Source organism: Maribacter algae, assembly GCF_047345745.1.
GTDB lineage: Bacteria > Bacteroidota > Bacteroidia > Flavobacteriales > Flavobacteriaceae > Maribacter.
The window spans coordinates 310,264-328,000 of record NZ_JBLFES010000004.1 but is presented as its reverse complement, the minus strand read 5'-3'; the positions used below and the strand labels follow the sequence as shown (position 1 = coordinate 328,000).

Below are 17,737 nucleotides of genomic sequence, written 5' to 3'. Positions count from 1 at the left end.
TGAAAAAGGTCTACTTTTTTACTAAAATAGACCTTTTTGGAGTGGTATAAAAGAAGTTAAAATTTATGCCTGACAAATGCTTCCATGGCGGAATAGGAGGCCATGCCCAAAGCCCTATATCTATTGGCCGTGTTTTTATTGCGCTCTTCTGCACGCATCCAAAATTCACGGCTATCATCTCCTTGGAACATGACGCCATCTTTTTGGGACTGGTGACAGAAAATAGCATTTCTTTTTTTGAGCACTTGACTGGGACTCATGGGTACCGCCATTTCAATTTCATTGATGTCCCATTCATGCCAAGCCCCACGGTATAGCCAAAGCCAACAGTCTTTTATGAAGTCTTTTGTTGAGAGTCTTTTTAAGGATTCCAAAACGGCATCCAAACATACCTTGTGTGTTCCATGTGGATCCGCCAAATCCCCGGCGGCATAAATTTGATGGGGTTTTATTTCCGAAATGATGTTCATCATAATAGTAATATCCTCCTCGGAAAGACTCTTTTTTTTAATGGTTCCGGTTTCATAGAACGGAAGGTTCAAAAAATGCACGTTTTTATCATTCAATCCCATGTATCGAGTTGCCGCGTAAGATTCGCTCCTTCTTATACTTCCTTTTAATTTCCTCACTTCAACGGAATCAATGGAACTTTCCGTCTTTTTTGATATGTTATCTATGAGTTGCTGCGCTTTTTTAGAAGGCTCGATTTGTAAGGCTATTTCTGCATACTTTCGTGCATCTTTATCCGAAACCGCAATATTTCCAGAGGTTTGGTATGCGACATGAACATCATGTCCCTGTTCCACAAGCCGATCAAAAGTTCCGCCCATTGAAATAACATCGTCATCTGGGTGCGGGCTAAAGATAATGACCCTCTTCTTCTCCGGTCGTGCCCTTTCCGGTCTATTGGTATCGTCAGCGCCAGGCTTTCCTCCGGGCCATCCTGTTATAGTATGCTGTAAACGGTTGAACATTTTTATATTAAGGTCGTATGAATCTTCCAAGGCCAATAAATCGGCCATACCATTATCGTTATAGTCCTTATCTGTTAAGCTCAAAATAGTTTTTTCGGTAATCCCGCAAAGCCATACAATGGCTTTGGAAATGAGCTCTTCGTTCCATTCACAACTGCGTACCAACCATGGCGTTTTATTCCTGGTAAGTTGGCTTCCAGCTCCGTCGTCCAATACAAAAGTGCAATTTTCGTGCTCTTGCAAATAGGTTGCGGGAACATGGGAGGATATTTCACCTTCAATGGTCTTTTTGATAATGCTCGCCTTGTTTTCGCCCCAACCCAATAGTACTATTCTTTTTGCTTTTCTTACGGTTGCAATCCCCATGGTTATAGCTTTTCTAGGTACATTTTCTATCCCTAGAAAAGCAGGTGCCGCATCTACTCTTGTAATGTGGTCCAAAGTAATGACACGTGTTCCGGAGTTTTCATGGGAGCCAGGTTCATTGAATCCAATATGACCTGTCCTACCAATACCCAGCAACTGAAAATCCAGTCCACCGGATTCTTTTATCTTCTTTTCGTAGGATAGGCAATATTCAACGGTATTTTCCATGGGAACGGTACCGTCCGGAATATGTATATTTTCCGGGAGGATATCAATATGGTTGAACAAATGTTCATGCATGAAATAATAATAACTTTGGATGTTACTTTTTTCCATGGGGAGATATTCATCTAAATTGAAGGTGATTACATTCTTAAAACTCAAACCCTCTTCTTTGTGCATGCGGACCAACTCTTCGTAAACGCGAATAGGTGATGAACCGGTGGCCAAACCCAAAACACAATTTTTTCCCTTTGCTTGTTTTGTTCTGATAAGTTTTGCTATTTCTTCCGCTACACTGATAGATGCTTTATTGGAATCGTGAAAAATAACATTATGTATTTTCTCAAAACGCGTTTCCTCAAATTGCCCAACAGGCTTATAGGTGATGTCAGTGGTCTCCCTTAATGTATTTTCTTCCATATTTATGTAGCTTCCTTAATAATAACCAAACAGTTTTTCAAAATTTAAACCATGCAAATATATGCAATGATGCTTATTTTTGCTGTTTTTTGCAATTATATTATGCTGTTTTATGCTTTTAATAACAATTTGTTTACATAACGGACATAAAATGGCAAACAGTTAATTTGATTATCTTTGATCCTATGTAGGCATAATAAACTTTAGAATGTTAAAGGAAGAACGGCAACAAACCATTCTTAATGAAGTAGCGTTACACAATCGCATACTCCTCACGGATATCGCAGAAACACTGAATGTTTCTATAGATACGGTTCGTAGGGATGTAAAGGAATTGGATTCATGCAATAAACTCAAGAAAGTTCACGGTGGGGCAATTTCCCTTGGTTTTACCACGAACAGTACGGTAAACACCAATGTATATGCGCGTAAGGAAAAGATGACCATTGCTAAAAAAGCAATAGATATGCTTAAAGATGGTGCTGTGGTTTTTATTGATGGCGGCACAACTTGTTTGGAAATGGCGCGATTGATTCCCGATTATCTGAAACTTACCTGTTTTACGATCAGCCTTCCGGTCGCTATAGAACTCTCCGGAAAACCGAATGTTACGGTAATCTCCATTGGGGGCCAAATTACCCAAGAAGCGCAGATAGCCATAGGGGCCAATGCAATACATGCCCTCTCGGAAATTAAGGTGGACTATAGCTTTATTGGAACCGGATATGTAGATGCCGTATATGGCCTTACCGAATTTGATTGGGATATTGTTCAAATGAAGAAAGCGGTGATAAAAGCTTCAAAAAAGACCGTTTTGTTATCCATTTCAGAGAAATTGAATTCCCAGCATCGTTATAAAACATGTGATATCAATACAATTAATACCATGATTACCGAATTGGATCCCGAGAACAACCTGTTGAAACCATTTAAAAACTTAGATATAAAATTGCTGTAACCAATGGATTTTGTAAAAATAACGGAAACACCTTCTAACTATGATAATCTAGAACTTATGGATACCCAAAGTATTCTAGAAAATATGAACAAGGAGGATAAAAAAGTTGCCGATGCGGTAGCGAAAGTGATTCCGCAAATTACCCAATTGGTCGATGCATTGAGCGAACGATTTCAAAAAGGAGGCAGATTGTTTTACATTGGTGCCGGTACCAGTGGTAGGCTTGGAATATTGGACGCTTCCGAGATTCCGCCAACTTTTGGGATGCCACACGAAAGAGTCGTGGGACTCATAGCCGGTGGGGATAGCGCCATACGAAAAGCTGTTGAAAATGCCGAGGATGATACGGAACAAGCTTGGTTGGATTTAAAAGCGCACGATATCAATACAAATGATGCTGTGGTAGGTATTGCCGCTTCGGGAACTACGCCCTATGTCATTGGCGGTTTAAAGGATGCCCGTGGCAGCGGTATATTGACGGCTTGTATTACGAACAATCCCGGTTCGCCATTGACGGAAGCCGCCGATATTGCCATTGCGGTAAATGTGGGGCCGGAATTCGTGACCGGCAGTACACGAATGAAAAGTGGTACTTCGCAAAAACTCGTGTTGAATATGATTTCGACCGCCTTAATGATACAAATAGGTCGAGTGAAAGGGAATAAAATGGTGAATATGCAGTTGAGCAATGATAAGTTGGTAGACCGTGGTACACGCTATATTATGGAAGGGTTGCATATTCCTTATGAGGAGGCCGAGAAAATGTTAAAGCGATACGGTTCCGTCAAAAAAGCCTTGGATGCAAATAAATAATATTGCCTATTTTTTAGGAATGAGTTTATAGATTCCTTTTCCTTCCACCGCAACGTAAATGAGTCCGTCAGGTCCTTGTTTTACATCGCGAACGCGTCCTTTCCCTTCTAGCAGTTTTTCCCTCTTAACTACTTTGGTACCTTCTAAAACGAGGCGTTCCAAATATTGAAAAGATAAAGAGCCTACCAGAATACTTCCTTTCCAATTTTCATATTTATTGGATGTCACAAAGGCCATACCGCTAGGAGCAATGGACGGAATCCAATAGTGAATGGGTTGTTCCATTCCATCCATGGCTGTTTTATCCGTTATTTCCGTACCGCTGTAGTTGATTCCGTAGGTGATAACTGGCCATCCATAATTAGCTCCTTTTTTAATAATATTTACTTCATCTCCACCTCTGGGTCCATGTTCATGATCCCAAATTTTACCTGTTTCCGGATGTTTTATCAACCCTTGGGGGTTTCTGTGTCCGTAACTGTAAATTGCTGTTTTGGCATTCTTTTTTCCAACAAATGGATTATTCGAAGGAATTTTCCCATCATCGTGCAAACGGTAAATTTTACCGCCATCTCGAGTAATATCCTGGGGGTTGACATCTCTGGCACCGCGTTCTCCAATGGAAAAATAGAGATAACCATCATTGTCAAACACGATTCTAGACCCAAAATGCTGTCCTTTTGTAGTATTTGGTACTGCTTTGTAGAGTACTTCTTTATCAACTAAAGCATTGTTTTTCAATTTAGCTCTCATTAAAGCGGTATGTCCTCCTTTTTGATTTCCATCTGTAGAAGAATAGGTTATATAAATCCATCCGTTTTTGGAGTATTCCGGGTGTAATTGAATATCTAAAAGCCCGCCTTGACCACGTTGGTATACTTCGGGAACGTTTGAAATTTTTATTTTTTTTTCATTTAAGAAATGAATCAATTCTCCTTTTTTTTCAGTGATCAATATACTGCCATCCGGTAGAAACGCAAAGCCCCATGGTATCTGTAGCTCATCGATGAACAGCTCCGCATTAAAAGGAACATCTTCAGGCGTAATTACCTTGTTTTCAGAATTTTGTCCACATGAAAAATTGAGCATTATAACGAAAAAATAAAGGGAAAAGATACTTTTTTTCATTTGTCGGCGTTAGAAATATGTTATAAGGTATTGAAATAAACTAAAAATAAGCAGAAATTATAAGTTTAAAGAATTACACCAGAGGATAATTATAGACCCCCAAATCAATAGTGTTCTCATCAAAACTCTACTTAACCTATGCTCCCAAAAAAACCGAAGTATACGCTGTATACGGTACTACTGCTCTCACTGTTGGTAGTCGGTTCTACAGCAATCGCAAATTCGAAAGTTCGTGTTCTTTTCGATGAGGTTAGCCTTGTGTTGGAAGAAGTAGTCAATACTGCAACTTCTACGAAGCGTTCAAACCCGGAAGCTACTACGAAAACTTCCAATAACGTTCATAATACTAAAAACACAGTATCAAAAGCATTTTCAGCACCTATGTTCGCTACCATAATTCAAGGTGCAGATGGTGAAGAAAATTGTGATGATAACGGATTTACCATAGCTAGATTTAATCTTTGTGGAGATTCCGACGATAGAATTATTAGTTTATCAGGAGGCCCCTACAGTACGGTTTCTTGGGAAATAATGGATTCCTGTACTCCGGACATCAATGCAGAGTGTCCCAATACCAGCGCATCTTGTTATAACGCCATTGCCTCAGGGCAGACTTTCTCTTTGGATGCCAGTGGTGTACCATCAACTACGGGTGCGGAATATAGGGTAGTGGCCGATGGACAGATTTTCTATTTTAAGGTCAAAAAGAGTAGTATAACCTTGGATTTTGATTCAAGGAATTTTATATGCGGCGTACCGGGAAGGATTCAACTGCTAGGTCTTTCAAGTGCTTATGAGTATAGTATAAATGGTGGTACTACATGGCAACCTTCACCTGTTTTTCCTGATTTGCCCGTAGGCGATTACAATATAATAACAAGATTACAAGGTACTCCCGGTGCTTGCGAATATCCTTATGAAACGATTAGGATTACCGAAGAAGATATCAATATTAATGTTACTGTTACAGACGCCGTTTGTTTTGGACAAAATGGTAGTATTTCGGTAGCTGTTGATAACAATGTACCTGGACCTTACAAATATACCCTGTTGGACGATAGTGGGAATGTTCAGGAATTTACATCTTTTATCACGAATAATTCCCATGTGTTTGGTGCTGTAGCTTTTGGTACTTACTCAATACAGGTAGAAACTCCGCAATGTGCCGGGGATGCCTCTATGGGAATTCCACCTCCAAGACAAAATTTGGATACTTCAGGGAATCCTCTTGTAATCGGTTCGGGAATTACCCAAATTACCGCTAGTGCGGAGCATACGGAAAGTTTAAGTGTTGCCTGTGGTGTAAATAGTGTTGATATTTCATTGAATATAAGTGGTGGAACCGCTCCATACACATATACGGTAAGCGGAGATGGAGCTACATACGGACCCATTGGAGGAACGGATACCTACACGGTAACTACTGCAGATACTTATGTTTTTACGATAAGGGATGCCAATAATTGTGAGATTACGGTATCTGATCCCGTAGAAGAAATAACGCCTCCGGATGTTACAGTTTCCGGTGTAAACGGTACATGTACCAACGGTGGTGCCAGATTGGAATTCAACGTTTTAGATGCTAAAGGATATACCTTGTCTTTTAGAGCGGATTCTGCCGACCCGTGGAGTCCAAGTTCTAGTTTATCTGTTGCTCCAGGTACATATAACGATATTCAAGTCAGATACCAATTGGGTGCTAATGACTGTATATTACAATTAACACCACCGCAACCCGCTATTACGGTAACTAGTGATGGTGGTGTGGACGGTACCTCTGTAAAAATAGCAGATCAAACCTGTTTGGCCGGTGGTGGTACTGCTGGAGGAAGTATAGAAGTACAATCCCCAACGGGAGGTTCCGGTAGCTACGAATATAGCATAGATGGTGTCAATTTTGGTGGAACCAGTACCTTTACGGGGCTTTTGCCAGGAAACTATACCCCATATATTAGGGATTCTGCCAATCCAGGTTGTGTGAGGGATTTGACGCCCATAACCATAAATGCAATCGATCCTCCGACAGATCTGGATTTTGCCTTGAGCAATATAGACTGTGCGGCCGGTACATTGGATATCACTTTGACGGAAACGGCCAGTGCGACTATTTCTACATATGAGATTATAGCCCCGGCACCTACGGCATCTAATGCAAGCGGTGTATTTACGGGTCTTCTATCGGGAACCAATTATACCTTTAGAATTACCGATGCCAATAACTGTACGTATGAGGAAAATTACATACCCACTATAGATAGTTCATTAAGAGCCAGAGTAAAATCAGGCGGAGATAGAAGAGTTTGCCCTAGCGTAGCAGATGGTACAGGAGTATTTTTAATCGATGGTTTTTTACCGGATACTCCAGGAAATGATTACAATTATGTGGTAACATACACTCCTCTGGTAGGTCCGGTTGACCCTGCGTTCAGTACCGGTTCCAGTAGTGATTTGGAAATTCCCATTACTGGATTGGGCGCTGGTAATTACTCAATAACGGTAACGGACAATGATACCAATTGTACGGCAACGGCAGATTTTGATGTCGAAGAACCCGTAACGCCTTTGTCCGCTACGGCAAACGAGACTGCCATGAGTTGTGCGAACAATAATATTGGTAGAGTTGCCGGGGTGGCCAGTGGTGGTTTTGGTGGATATCGCTACCGACTGGACGGTCCTACAGGTTTTACTACTCAAGGCCCTAAGACAGGACGGTTCTTTGGAAATCTAATAATAGCGGGGACATATACCCTTACCGTGATAGATTCCGAAGGATGTGAAGCAACGGATACTTTTACTCTTACTGAGGTTGATGCACCTTCCATTTCTTTGGGAGTAGTGGACTATTGTTACGGCCCGGGAGACGAAGCCTCCATAACGGTCTCTTCCACTGTCGGTTCTGGAAATATTAACGATCATCAATATAGGATTGTCGGGGGAAGCCTACAAGTACCTGGGACTGCTGGAACCTTCACTTTTGATAATTTGGTTCCGGGAACTTACGAGATAGAAGTAGTAAACGTAGTTACCAATTGTAGCACTGAGTTACCGTTTCCAGTTATCATACCAAGACAAGTAGAGGTAGATCTGGAAATTAGGGATGAGATACCATGTGGTGGAAATGGGGAAATGAGAATTTCGGTAAGCGAGGGTGATATTTCAGACTTAAGTTTGGTATCCTATAATATTATACTGGACGATGGTATCAATCCACCTTCATCAGTAGAATCTGGATCCGGTTTACCATCAAATCCTTATGACTTCTCCGTATCAACAGCGGGTAGCTATACGGTTGAAATTACGGATAACAATGGTTGTCCAAGAACGTCTGCTCCAATCGTTTTCGACCCACCTAATAACATTGCGGCCACAGAAAGAATAGTGGGGCCAAGTTGTAGTGATCCCAATAGTGGATTTGTTGAAATTCTTCCTACGGTTTCATCCGGAGTACCACCTTTTGAGATTGTTTTTGCTCCTGCGCCAACACCTGGTGTTTTGGTGGCAGACCCAAATAATCCCAATGCCGGTGCTACATCTTTTACATTTACAGATCAAACCATTTACTCTGGTCTACCCGCAGGTTTCTATGAATATGTGGTTAAGGACGATAGGGATTGCGTTACGGCGGTTACGAGAATTGAGGTTGTGGCAGATGGCACACCAGCTCCTGATACAAACGTAGCCCCCATAGATGCTAGTTGTGATCCTTTAAGTGATGTCGTTTCCGGAGGGGTTAGAATTTTGAACGCACCAGTAGGAGGAGTTCCCGAATACACGTTTATCGTAGAGGACCTTTTTGGAAATGAGATAACCAGAGTAACTACGGACGGTTCAACAACTTATCCTTTGGATATAATAAATGATGCTATCGTTTCTGGAAACTATCGTTTAATAACGCTGGATTCAAGAGGATGTAATGATATTGATGACGTTACGGTAGGAAATACGATTGTAGATATAGTTCCGGATAATACCACTTTACCGGTAAGTTGTTCGGCTACCGGTTTTACTTATTGTGTGGATATTGTAGGAGGAGTTGGTCCTTTTGATATTCGTTTGGTCACAGTTCCGGCGTCAGCGTTTGGCACACCTAACTCAGGAGCCAGGAGACATTGTTTTCCAAACATTCAGCTTGGAGAGACATTTGTTGTGGAAGTGCGCGATAACGATACTGGTTGTATCTATGAAGAAGAGATAACCGTACCAGATCAAACTTTTGATTTGGACGTTAATTTAACAATAGACAACGGAACATGTATTCCGGGAGATTTGGTGGAACTTACGTACACGGTTGCCGGAACCACTGGGAACCTGGATATTGAAATATTGAACTTGGATACCGGAGCAGTTATCACGGACAGCAGAACCGATACCACATTTAGCTATAACGTTCCCCAAGGTGAATATTCTATTTTGATATATGATAATGGAACCACCTGTTCTGGAGGCGATACGGCAATAGCCACTCTTGACATGCCCAGAGTAGATGTAATAGAAAATATAAATGCCAATTGTAACGCATTGGGTCAACTTACCGTAAGAGGTAGTGGCGGTGATGGCGGACCTTATGTTTATGCATTTGTTCCAGCTGGTACACCATCTCCAATAGCGCCATCGGAATTCGGGACTGAAACTACGGTAGCTTTGCCTGGATCACTTGCACCAGGTATTTCATACGATATATGGGTACAGGATGGCAGAGGTTGTCAATTTATGACTTCGGCGGCAGTAGTCCAATTGGACGAGGATTTACCGATTCCGGATGTAGTAGTGAACAACCAGTGTATTACGGGTACTCCGCCAAGTAGTTTTACCATTACGGTAGAAATGCCCGGAAATGTGGATACGCCTACTTTTACCTTGAATGGTGTTGTACAGACACCGACATATGTACCAGGAGTGCCAACACAAGCTGTTTTTACCGTTGGAGGCATAGGTACCTATGATGTCAATGTAATAGATGCCAATGGTTGTGATGTGGACACTACGGCAGAGGTTTTTCAAATTCTATCGGCTTCAGGTGGTTTTTCTACAGATCCTACTTGTACGGACAGTGATGGTGTAATAACCATAAACGCGGACGGGGGTAGTGGTAATTTCGATTTTGAACTGCAAAATGCAGTAGGAGGCTATATTGACAATAATGCCACGGGTATATTTTCGGGAATTCCTCCAGGAGATTACCAAGTGGTGGTAACCGATGATATAGCAGGTGATGGCAGTCAATTTTGTTCGTTTACTGTGGATGATATTTTAAGGGAAGACCCAACGGCACCAGTGATTCAGGATATTGGTAAAAGTGATATGAGCTGTCGTGATGTGGTAGATGGTAGTATAGGAATCGTTTTACAATCCGGTACGGATATTGACGGCATCAGAGAATATAATTTATATAGATATTCCGGCGCATTACCTGTTCCTGGAACGGAAACACCAATAGCTACAAATGCTTCGGGCTCCTTTGACAATTTGGATGAGGATACCTATACGGTCCAAGTGGTTACGGACAGAGGTTGTTTTGATGAAGAGCAGTTTGATATTATTAATCCGCCACTTTTTGAAATTTCTGCACCTGCAGTAAGTTTCGCTTGTGAAACTGGGGCTAATAGATTCAGTACGGCTACCATTTCTACACAGATAGATAATCCCGGTAATGGAGCACCATATCGATATAGAATAAATCCGACTGATAGCTACCAAAGTAGTGGTGATTTTGTTATTGTAGACGATGGGACAACGCAAACAATAACTATCTATGCTATAGATAGTAATAATTGTGAAGATACTTTTGATATAACAATTGCTCCTCCTACAAATGTAACGGCAACAATTACACAAGTAACACCTATGAACTGTGAAGATCCAGAGCGGATACGAATAGCGGTTACCGGAACTACCAATTTTACTATAGAGGACCAAGGAACTTCTATTGCCGCCGTGGCCGACCAAGTTGTTTCCGGAGCAGGTTTTGTAGAGTTTGACCTACCAATGCAGGCAGGGGAATATCGTTTGCAGGTGAATGACAATGGTGGATGTACATATCCAATTTTACCATATACCGTAAACAATCCTATACCACCTACAGTTACGATAAGCGAAGCGCAAAGAGTAACATGTTCTACACCATTAATACCGGGTAGCGATGGGGCATTATCAATAAATATTGGGAATTATGTCACACCCGGAAACTATCAATATCAATTGTATAGTATTGATGGTACAGGTGTAGAAACTGCTATCGGAGTACCGGTAAGCTTAAATACCAGCACCAATCCCGAACTTATCAGCGGTCTTCCAGGAGGAAACTATAGGGTGGATATAACTACTAGTGATGGAACAAAATGTCCAGCATCCAGTAATGTAGCAACGATTAGGACTCCTATTCCATTATCGGTTACTGCAATAGCATTACAGGAAGCCGGGTGTTCCAATGATTTTGGACAAATAGACGCTACCGGTTTAGGAGGATGGATTTCTGCTGGCAATCCATATGAATATCAATTAAGAATAGACGATGGGACAAGTACTTACCCTAACATAGTAGTACCATTTTCAACAAATAGTCTTTTTGAAAACTTGGCTTTTGGTGATTATCGGGTAGAAGTAAGGGACGAGGAAGGATGCCCGGCAACATTTGATATATCCGTGGTAGAAACCATTGAAATCCAAGCAGAAATTAGGGAGCCTTCGAATTTAATTTGTCCGGGAGATAATAACGCTGTATTGGAGGTGTACGACCCCAGAACGGGAGATATTGTTACCGCGACTACAGGTGTGTCCGGAGGTGTTCCGGGTGCCGGTTATAAGCTACGCTTGTTATACTTGAACAGTAATGCGGTAGATGGTTCTGGTAATCCTACGGATATCAGGGAAACAGGAGGTTATCAAGACCCGTTCGTATTTACCGGTAGTTCTGGAGGTACAATCGGGGCAGGTTGGTATGCCATTGAGATTGAATCCGGTTTTGGATGTTCGCATATAACGCAACCTTATGAGGTAATCGCGCCGCCACCACTTATTCCAAACTTGGACTTGGTTCAGGTTCCTGGCTGTGGTGGGGACGGTATTTTGCGTTTGCGTGTCGAAAACGGTGATACAGACCCAAGCGTTGTATATGAGTATAGGAGAAATGATGGAAGTGAACCATGGCAGGATATGAACGAGGATGGTAATACAGCAGTAACCTTACCAAGACCGGCAGATGTAAACGCTTATATTTTTGAGGTTAGGGAAAAAGGTTCGTCTTGTGCCCCTGTTCCTTCTGATGGGGTTACTTTAACGGATGCAACAGACGTAAATTTATTTGTAAGTTCTCCAGATGATATATCGTGTGCAAGTGAGTTGGATGGTAGAATAGAGTATTCCGCAACGCAAGGTTTGGGAATATATCAATTCACCTTGTATCAAGGCGACCCTGGTCCAGACGCATATAATCCTAGCCCTAGTGCAACGATACTGGCAACAAGTACTACGGATGGAGCCTTTGAAAACTTAGGGCCGGGAACGGATTATTATATTGGTGTAACCAGTGGTGTGGCCAATTGTGAAGAGATAGGAGGGCCATTCGCCATAATTAGACCTGATCCAATCGTGGTAGATGCAACACCAACACCTGTTACCTGTAACGGGGAAGAGGATGGTACTATTACCGTAGAGGTTGAGAGTGGAGGAATAGGACTGTTACAATTTGCCATTGAGCCTAATTTTGATGAATTCTTTAGCGATCCCGCTACTCCTGGTATCTTCACCTTTGAAGATTTGGCAGCAGGAACTTATGAAGTATTGGTCAAGGATGATAAGGGTTGTTCGGAAAAAAGAACTGTAGAAATAACAGAACCGGATGTTTTACAAATAGTTGATATCAGTACCACTCCTGAATTATGTATAGGTGCTAGCGACGGTACCGCACAATTTAATATTTCTGGTGGAACACCATTTGTGGATATGGCTGTGAGTCCAACTCCATATTTTGAGTACAAAGTAGAGATGATTGATCCAGTAGACGAGACGGGAACAGCAGTTTTTGAACCTTTTACCGGACAACCTATCGAGAATTTACAGGGAGGCGCTTCTTATGCAATTTATATACAGGATGCGAATTTATGTCCCGATACAGCTGTATTTACCATTGGTATTGGTGTCGATTTAAGGATAGAACCTGTAGTTGAATACGGTTGCGAGGGTATTTTTCCAAATAGCACAACTACTATTACCATCGAGGATCAAAGCTTGCTTCCTGATTTAATGTATGCACTAGATCCTGCGGATCCCACTGATGCAATAACGGCCGAGGCCGGTGTAGAGAATACATGGGGAGATTTAGTTCCTGGCGACCATACCGTTTATGTGTATCACAGTAATGGATGTACCAGTTTTGAAGATTTTACCATTGATAGTTATGAACCGTTGACCTTGACCGTCATCAAAACTGCTGAAAATGAGTTGACGGCCACGGCAGAAGGCGGATTTGGCGGATATGAGTATTTCTTTAATAGTGAGTCCTTTGGTGAGGAAAACGTTTATATCACAGATGAAAGCGGAATAGTGGACGTAAGAGTAGTTGACATTAGAGGTTGCGTAGCCTTGTTACAAGTCCCATTTGAATTTAATGGTATGATCGAAATCCCAAATTTCTTTACACCTGATGGGGATACCCAAAATGATGTTTGGTCTCCTAATAATAGAGAGCTTTTCAATGATGTTGAGGTTAAAATTTACGACCGCTACGGAAGGGTAGTGGCTGTATTGGATAAAGTAAAAGGCTGGGACGGAAAATATGAAGGTAAGGAAGTGCCTACCGGTGATTATTGGTATGTCGTTAATGCCAACAGCAGTAAAAGTGTACAGCGATATGTAGGTCACTTTACGTTATACCGATAGTATATAAAATAAAATCCATAAAAAAGGAGCCTTTTTAGGCTCCTTTTTTGTGCGAGTCAAATGCTATGTCCTGAATAAAAACTAAATTCATATTGGTTTTAATTTTTTTGATTCGTTATGTTTTTGAAGAACAATGTTTTAAAAAGTACTTTGAATGTAATTTTAAAGATATTTTTATTTGTAGTTATTCAAAGCTGCGCCTCACAAACCGGTATTAATCTAATAGATGACGAACTGCAGACCAATGTTGTTGAAAATCTCAGATATTATCTCTACTTCCCGAAGGAATATTCTTCAGAAAATACCAAAGAATATGGAATATTACTATTTCTACATGGCGGGGGTGAAGCCGGTAGTGAATTAAATACGTTAAAAAGCAGTGGACCTCCTAAAATGATTGCGGATGGTCATGAGTTTCCATTTTTGATTCTTGCTCCACAGAATCCAAATTCAAAAAAGTGGTGGAATACAAGAGCTGTAAAACAATTGTTAGATTCTGTCATCGCTGATAATAGAGTGGATAAAGAACGAGTTTATATTACTGGTTTAAGCAGGGGAGGAGGTGCTGCATGGGAAATGGCGGTTCAATACCCTGATACTTTCGCAGCTATGGCGGTTGTGTGTGGAATGACACCATTACCATACGCTTCATGGATCAATAAGGAAATGCCCATCTGGGTTTTTCATGGGGAGCAGGATGAATCCATTCCTTTTTCCGAATCGGAAACGATGGTTGAAAAACTAGAAGCGATGGGCTATGATGTACGATTTACCAGATATCCACAAACAGGGCATAATTCCTGGACAAAAGCATATAAAACTGATGGTTTATTTGATTGGTTCAATGAACAAAGGTTGAGATCGGATAAAGAATAAATCCCTATTTACTTAGCTGCAATTTTAAAGTTATTCAATCCTTGAACTTCTATGAATTGTAAATATTCACTATTCTTACCTATTAAGTCAATTTTCAATTTAAAACCAAAACTGAAGTTGATTTGTTTAAACTTTTGATGTTTGTAGAATAACTAACTTATCTTCAAAACTTGTAGTGAAAAACAGGTAAATATCCCCACCATCTGCCAGTCTTGTTTTTTGTCTTATTTCTACCACCGAATAAGGAAAGTTGCGTGTGGTTATGTTCGCTCTTTTAAAATCGAATGATTTTATCGCTTTCTTGTTGTAAAGTGATACGAACTCTATCTTGAAGCTTCTCCCGGGAAAATCGATCAATGTATCGGCAGTATACAAATGTGAATGTTGATGTAGTTTTTTTAATTTGAACCTTTCCGCTATCGTGTTGTAGGCTCCGGATTTTAATATGGCTGCATTTGGTTCGTATAGATAGATTTTAGGCTCAGAATATTCTGCGATAGCACTCTTTTCTTCCTCGATGGTGAAGTCGAAAGAATGGATGGATTTTTCACTAATATTTACCGCTTTTATAATAGGTTTTGCATGATGATTTTTATACAACAACCAAAGTATCTCCTTTACTTCGTTTTTTAGGGCAACAATGTGAATTTCACTAACATTTTTCAATTGTTTTATACCCGATGAAATATCCAGTAAGGGTCCTGTTTTGATAAGAATGTTTTCACTCCTGGAAAAAAACAAGTCCAAATGCTGTGTAACATTTGGCTCACAATCTTCCAAAAAGAACACCTTTTTGTTGTTTTCGGACCTCCGGGAAGGGTCTATATAAATCCAATCAAAATCTTGATCGCTATTTTTCAAGAACTCAATACCATCTCCTTCGACTATATTTATATTCTTTTTTCCTAAGACTGAAAAATTATGTGCTGCAATGGCCGATAATGATTTATTCTTTTCAAGATGGAAAACGGTATCCATACATTTACTAAAGGCAAAGGTATCTACTCCAAAACCGCCGGTAAGATCTATGACGGTTTTACCATTTAGCAGTTTCGCTTTGTAAGTTGCGGTGGCTTCCGACGAGGTTTGGGAAATATTGAGCTTATTGGCGTAGTAAATATTAGACCTTGAAAACCAAGTGGGCAGTTTTTTTTCGCTTTTAGATTTAGCTTCAATTTGGGCCACCAGTTCTTTTTGGGAAATATTGGGAAAAGGAGACTTCTTAAAAAGGAGCCTTATCGGGTCGCTTTTTAAATTTGCAGCTATATAGTCCTGTACTTCTTGTTCTAGGATAACCGGATTCACAGCTACATCAAAGATTTTCCGTGAGGGATTTCACAATCTTGTTTTCGGCCAAGAATTCTTTTAAAATTACCTTAATGGCAGTGTAGCCTGGCACGGCTACAATCATACCGACCACACCGAATAGAAGACCGGCAATAATGATGACTAGGAATATTTCCAACGGATGGGACTTTACGCTATTTGAGAAAATAAAGGGCTGGGAAAAGAAATTATCTACCAATTGACCAATTACTAAACCGATTAAAACATATCCTGTTTTGGGTAAAATGACAGTGCTAAAATCCGCATCCAAGTTACTGGTCATCGTTAACGTTAGCATAAGTACACCGCCAATAATGGGGCCTATGTAAGGAATGATATTGAAAAGCGCACACAGAAAGGCGATAACAATGGCATTTTCTATGCCTACCACCAATAACACAATCGTATAAATTATGAAAAGGATGAATATCTGTAACAACAGCCCCACGAAATACCTGGATAGTAGATTGTTTATTTTATCTATGGAATTTACTGTACCGGTTTCTTTTGTTTTTGGAACAAACGTAAGGAGCCCTTTTTGGAAAAGCTTACTATCTTTCAGAAAGAAGAAAGAAATAAAAATCACAGAAAAGAGTCCGACGCTGACGGTACTAAGAATGTCCAAAAAGGAATTTAGAAAGTTGGGAATAAACCCTAAATCCAATCCTTCCAATATATTTTTCTCTATTTCCGTTTCTTCAATAACTTCCTCGACCACTTGTTTGGAAAGTCCTAAATAGTCCGTTATTTGATAATATAAAGTATTGATGTTGCCTTGAAGCTCATCAATATTCAAAAGCGATAAATTCTTTCCTTGCTCCGAAATTAAGGGGATGAACAAAGCTATTATGCCAATGAGTATTCCAACCATAAGAACCATTGTGAGGATTACTGCCAATATATTCGGAAATTTCAGTTTTCTTCTTAGAAAGAGTACAATTGGCCTTCCTATCAATGCAATGACAGCTGCAAAAGCCAAATAAGCCAATACTGAACGAATCAAGTACAGAAAGTAGAATAAAAGTACTGTGCCAACAATTATTCCGACAGCACGTAAAATACCTTGTGAAATTGTTCTGGATGTCATACACTAATTTTTAAATACATAAGAAATGATGTTAGCACCCATTTTTAAAGCTTTTTGGCGTATTTCCTCAGGATCGTTATGCACGGTGGGGTCTTCCCAGCCATCGCCAAGATCACTTTCCAAAGTAAGAAGTAGAACCAATCTATTCTCATGAAATATTCCCATAGCTTGTGGTCTAGCATTATCGTGTTCATGTATTTTTGGTAACCCTTGGGGGAATTTATAAGCTGTTGCGAAAATGGGGTGATCCACCCCGAGTTCCTCTAATTCCTTATCCGGAAAAATTCTTTTTATTTCTCGTATAGCATAGGGTTTCATACCATAATTGTCATCAATATGTAAAAATCCACCGGACAATAAGTACATTCTTAAATTTTGAATTTCTTCTGCGGAAAAAACAACATTTCCATGTCCTGTCATATGAAGAAAGGGGTATTGATACAAAAGCGAACCATCAGCTTCAACAGTTTTTGGTTTCGTTTCTATAGCTGTGTTGATATTCGTATTACAAAACCGGATAAGATTGGGCAATGCCGTAGGATTTGCATACCAATCACCACCACCGGAGTATTTTAATATGGCAATTTCTTGACCAAAGGACATCGTTATCATAAAAAAAACACAAAGTATCGGCAAGATTGTAAGTTGTTTCATGTATACACGAATAATTCTACATCAAATTTACATAAT

General features: G+C 40.4%; 9 protein-coding genes. 4 read left to right on the top strand and 5 right to left on the bottom strand.

Features of this window, described 5'->3' with window-relative positions; genetic code table 11:
• Window positions 1-56: 56 nt before the first annotated feature.
• The gene (nagB, locus tag ACKWBX_RS15980) at window positions 57-1,982 is read right to left on the bottom strand and encodes a glucosamine-6-phosphate deaminase (RefSeq protein ID WP_413969727.1); all 1,926 of its coding nucleotides are present in this window, start codon (window positions 1,980-1,982) and stop codon (window positions 57-59) included.
• Window positions 1,983-2,190: 208 nt separating this feature from the next.
• Here nagB and ACKWBX_RS15975 point away from each other — a divergent pair, with 208 nt between their 5' ends.
• Window positions 2,191-2,940, top strand: a complete 750-nt coding sequence (locus ACKWBX_RS15975; RefSeq protein ID WP_413969726.1) for a DeoR/GlpR family DNA-binding transcription regulator — start codon at window positions 2,191-2,193, stop codon at window positions 2,938-2,940.
• 3 nt (window positions 2,941-2,943) lie between these two features.
• A complete protein-coding gene (gene murQ, locus ACKWBX_RS15970; RefSeq protein WP_413969725.1) occupies window positions 2,944-3,753 on the top strand; it encodes an N-acetylmuramic acid 6-phosphate etherase in 810 nt (269 codons plus the stop codon).
• Between the two features lie 6 nt (window positions 3,754-3,759).
• Here murQ and ACKWBX_RS15965 read toward each other — a convergent pair whose 3' ends face one another.
• Complete coding sequence (locus ACKWBX_RS15965; RefSeq protein ID WP_413969724.1) at window positions 3,760-4,881, bottom strand: PQQ-dependent sugar dehydrogenase; 1,122 nt, start codon at window positions 4,879-4,881, stop codon at window positions 3,760-3,762.
• Between the two features lie 138 nt (window positions 4,882-5,019).
• Between ACKWBX_RS15965 and ACKWBX_RS15960 the strand changes: the two genes are divergently transcribed.
• Complete coding sequence (locus ACKWBX_RS15960) at window positions 5,020-13,758, top strand: T9SS type B sorting domain-containing protein (protein ID WP_413969723.1); 8,739 nt, start codon at window positions 5,020-5,022, stop codon at window positions 13,756-13,758.
• A gap of 117 nt (window positions 13,759-13,875) precedes the next feature.
• The gene (locus tag ACKWBX_RS15955; RefSeq protein ID WP_413969722.1) at window positions 13,876-14,634 is read left to right on the top strand and encodes a carboxylesterase family protein; all 759 of its coding nucleotides are present in this window, start codon (window positions 13,876-13,878) and stop codon (window positions 14,632-14,634) included.
• 126 nt (window positions 14,635-14,760) lie between these two features.
• On the opposite strand, the gene ACKWBX_RS15950 is transcribed toward ACKWBX_RS15955, so the two are convergent.
• Genes ACKWBX_RS15950 through ACKWBX_RS15940 form a run of 3 tightly spaced genes read right to left on the bottom strand, consistent with a single transcriptional unit; the run spans window position 14,761 to window position 17,701 of the window.
• The gene (locus ACKWBX_RS15950) at window positions 14,761-15,939 is read right to left on the bottom strand and encodes a class I SAM-dependent methyltransferase (RefSeq protein ID WP_413969721.1); all 1,179 of its coding nucleotides are present in this window, start codon (window positions 15,937-15,939) and stop codon (window positions 14,761-14,763) included.
• A 7-nt stretch (window positions 15,940-15,946) separates the two neighbouring features.
• Window positions 15,947-17,047 (bottom strand): AI-2E family transporter, encoded by a 1,101-nt coding sequence (locus tag ACKWBX_RS15945; RefSeq protein WP_413969720.1) that lies wholly within the window; start codon window positions 17,045-17,047, stop codon window positions 15,947-15,949.
• Between the two features lie 3 nt (window positions 17,048-17,050).
• Complete coding sequence (locus tag ACKWBX_RS15940; protein WP_413969719.1) at window positions 17,051-17,701, bottom strand: DUF4159 domain-containing protein; 651 nt, start codon at window positions 17,699-17,701, stop codon at window positions 17,051-17,053.
• Window positions 17,702-17,737 lie beyond the last annotated feature (36 nt).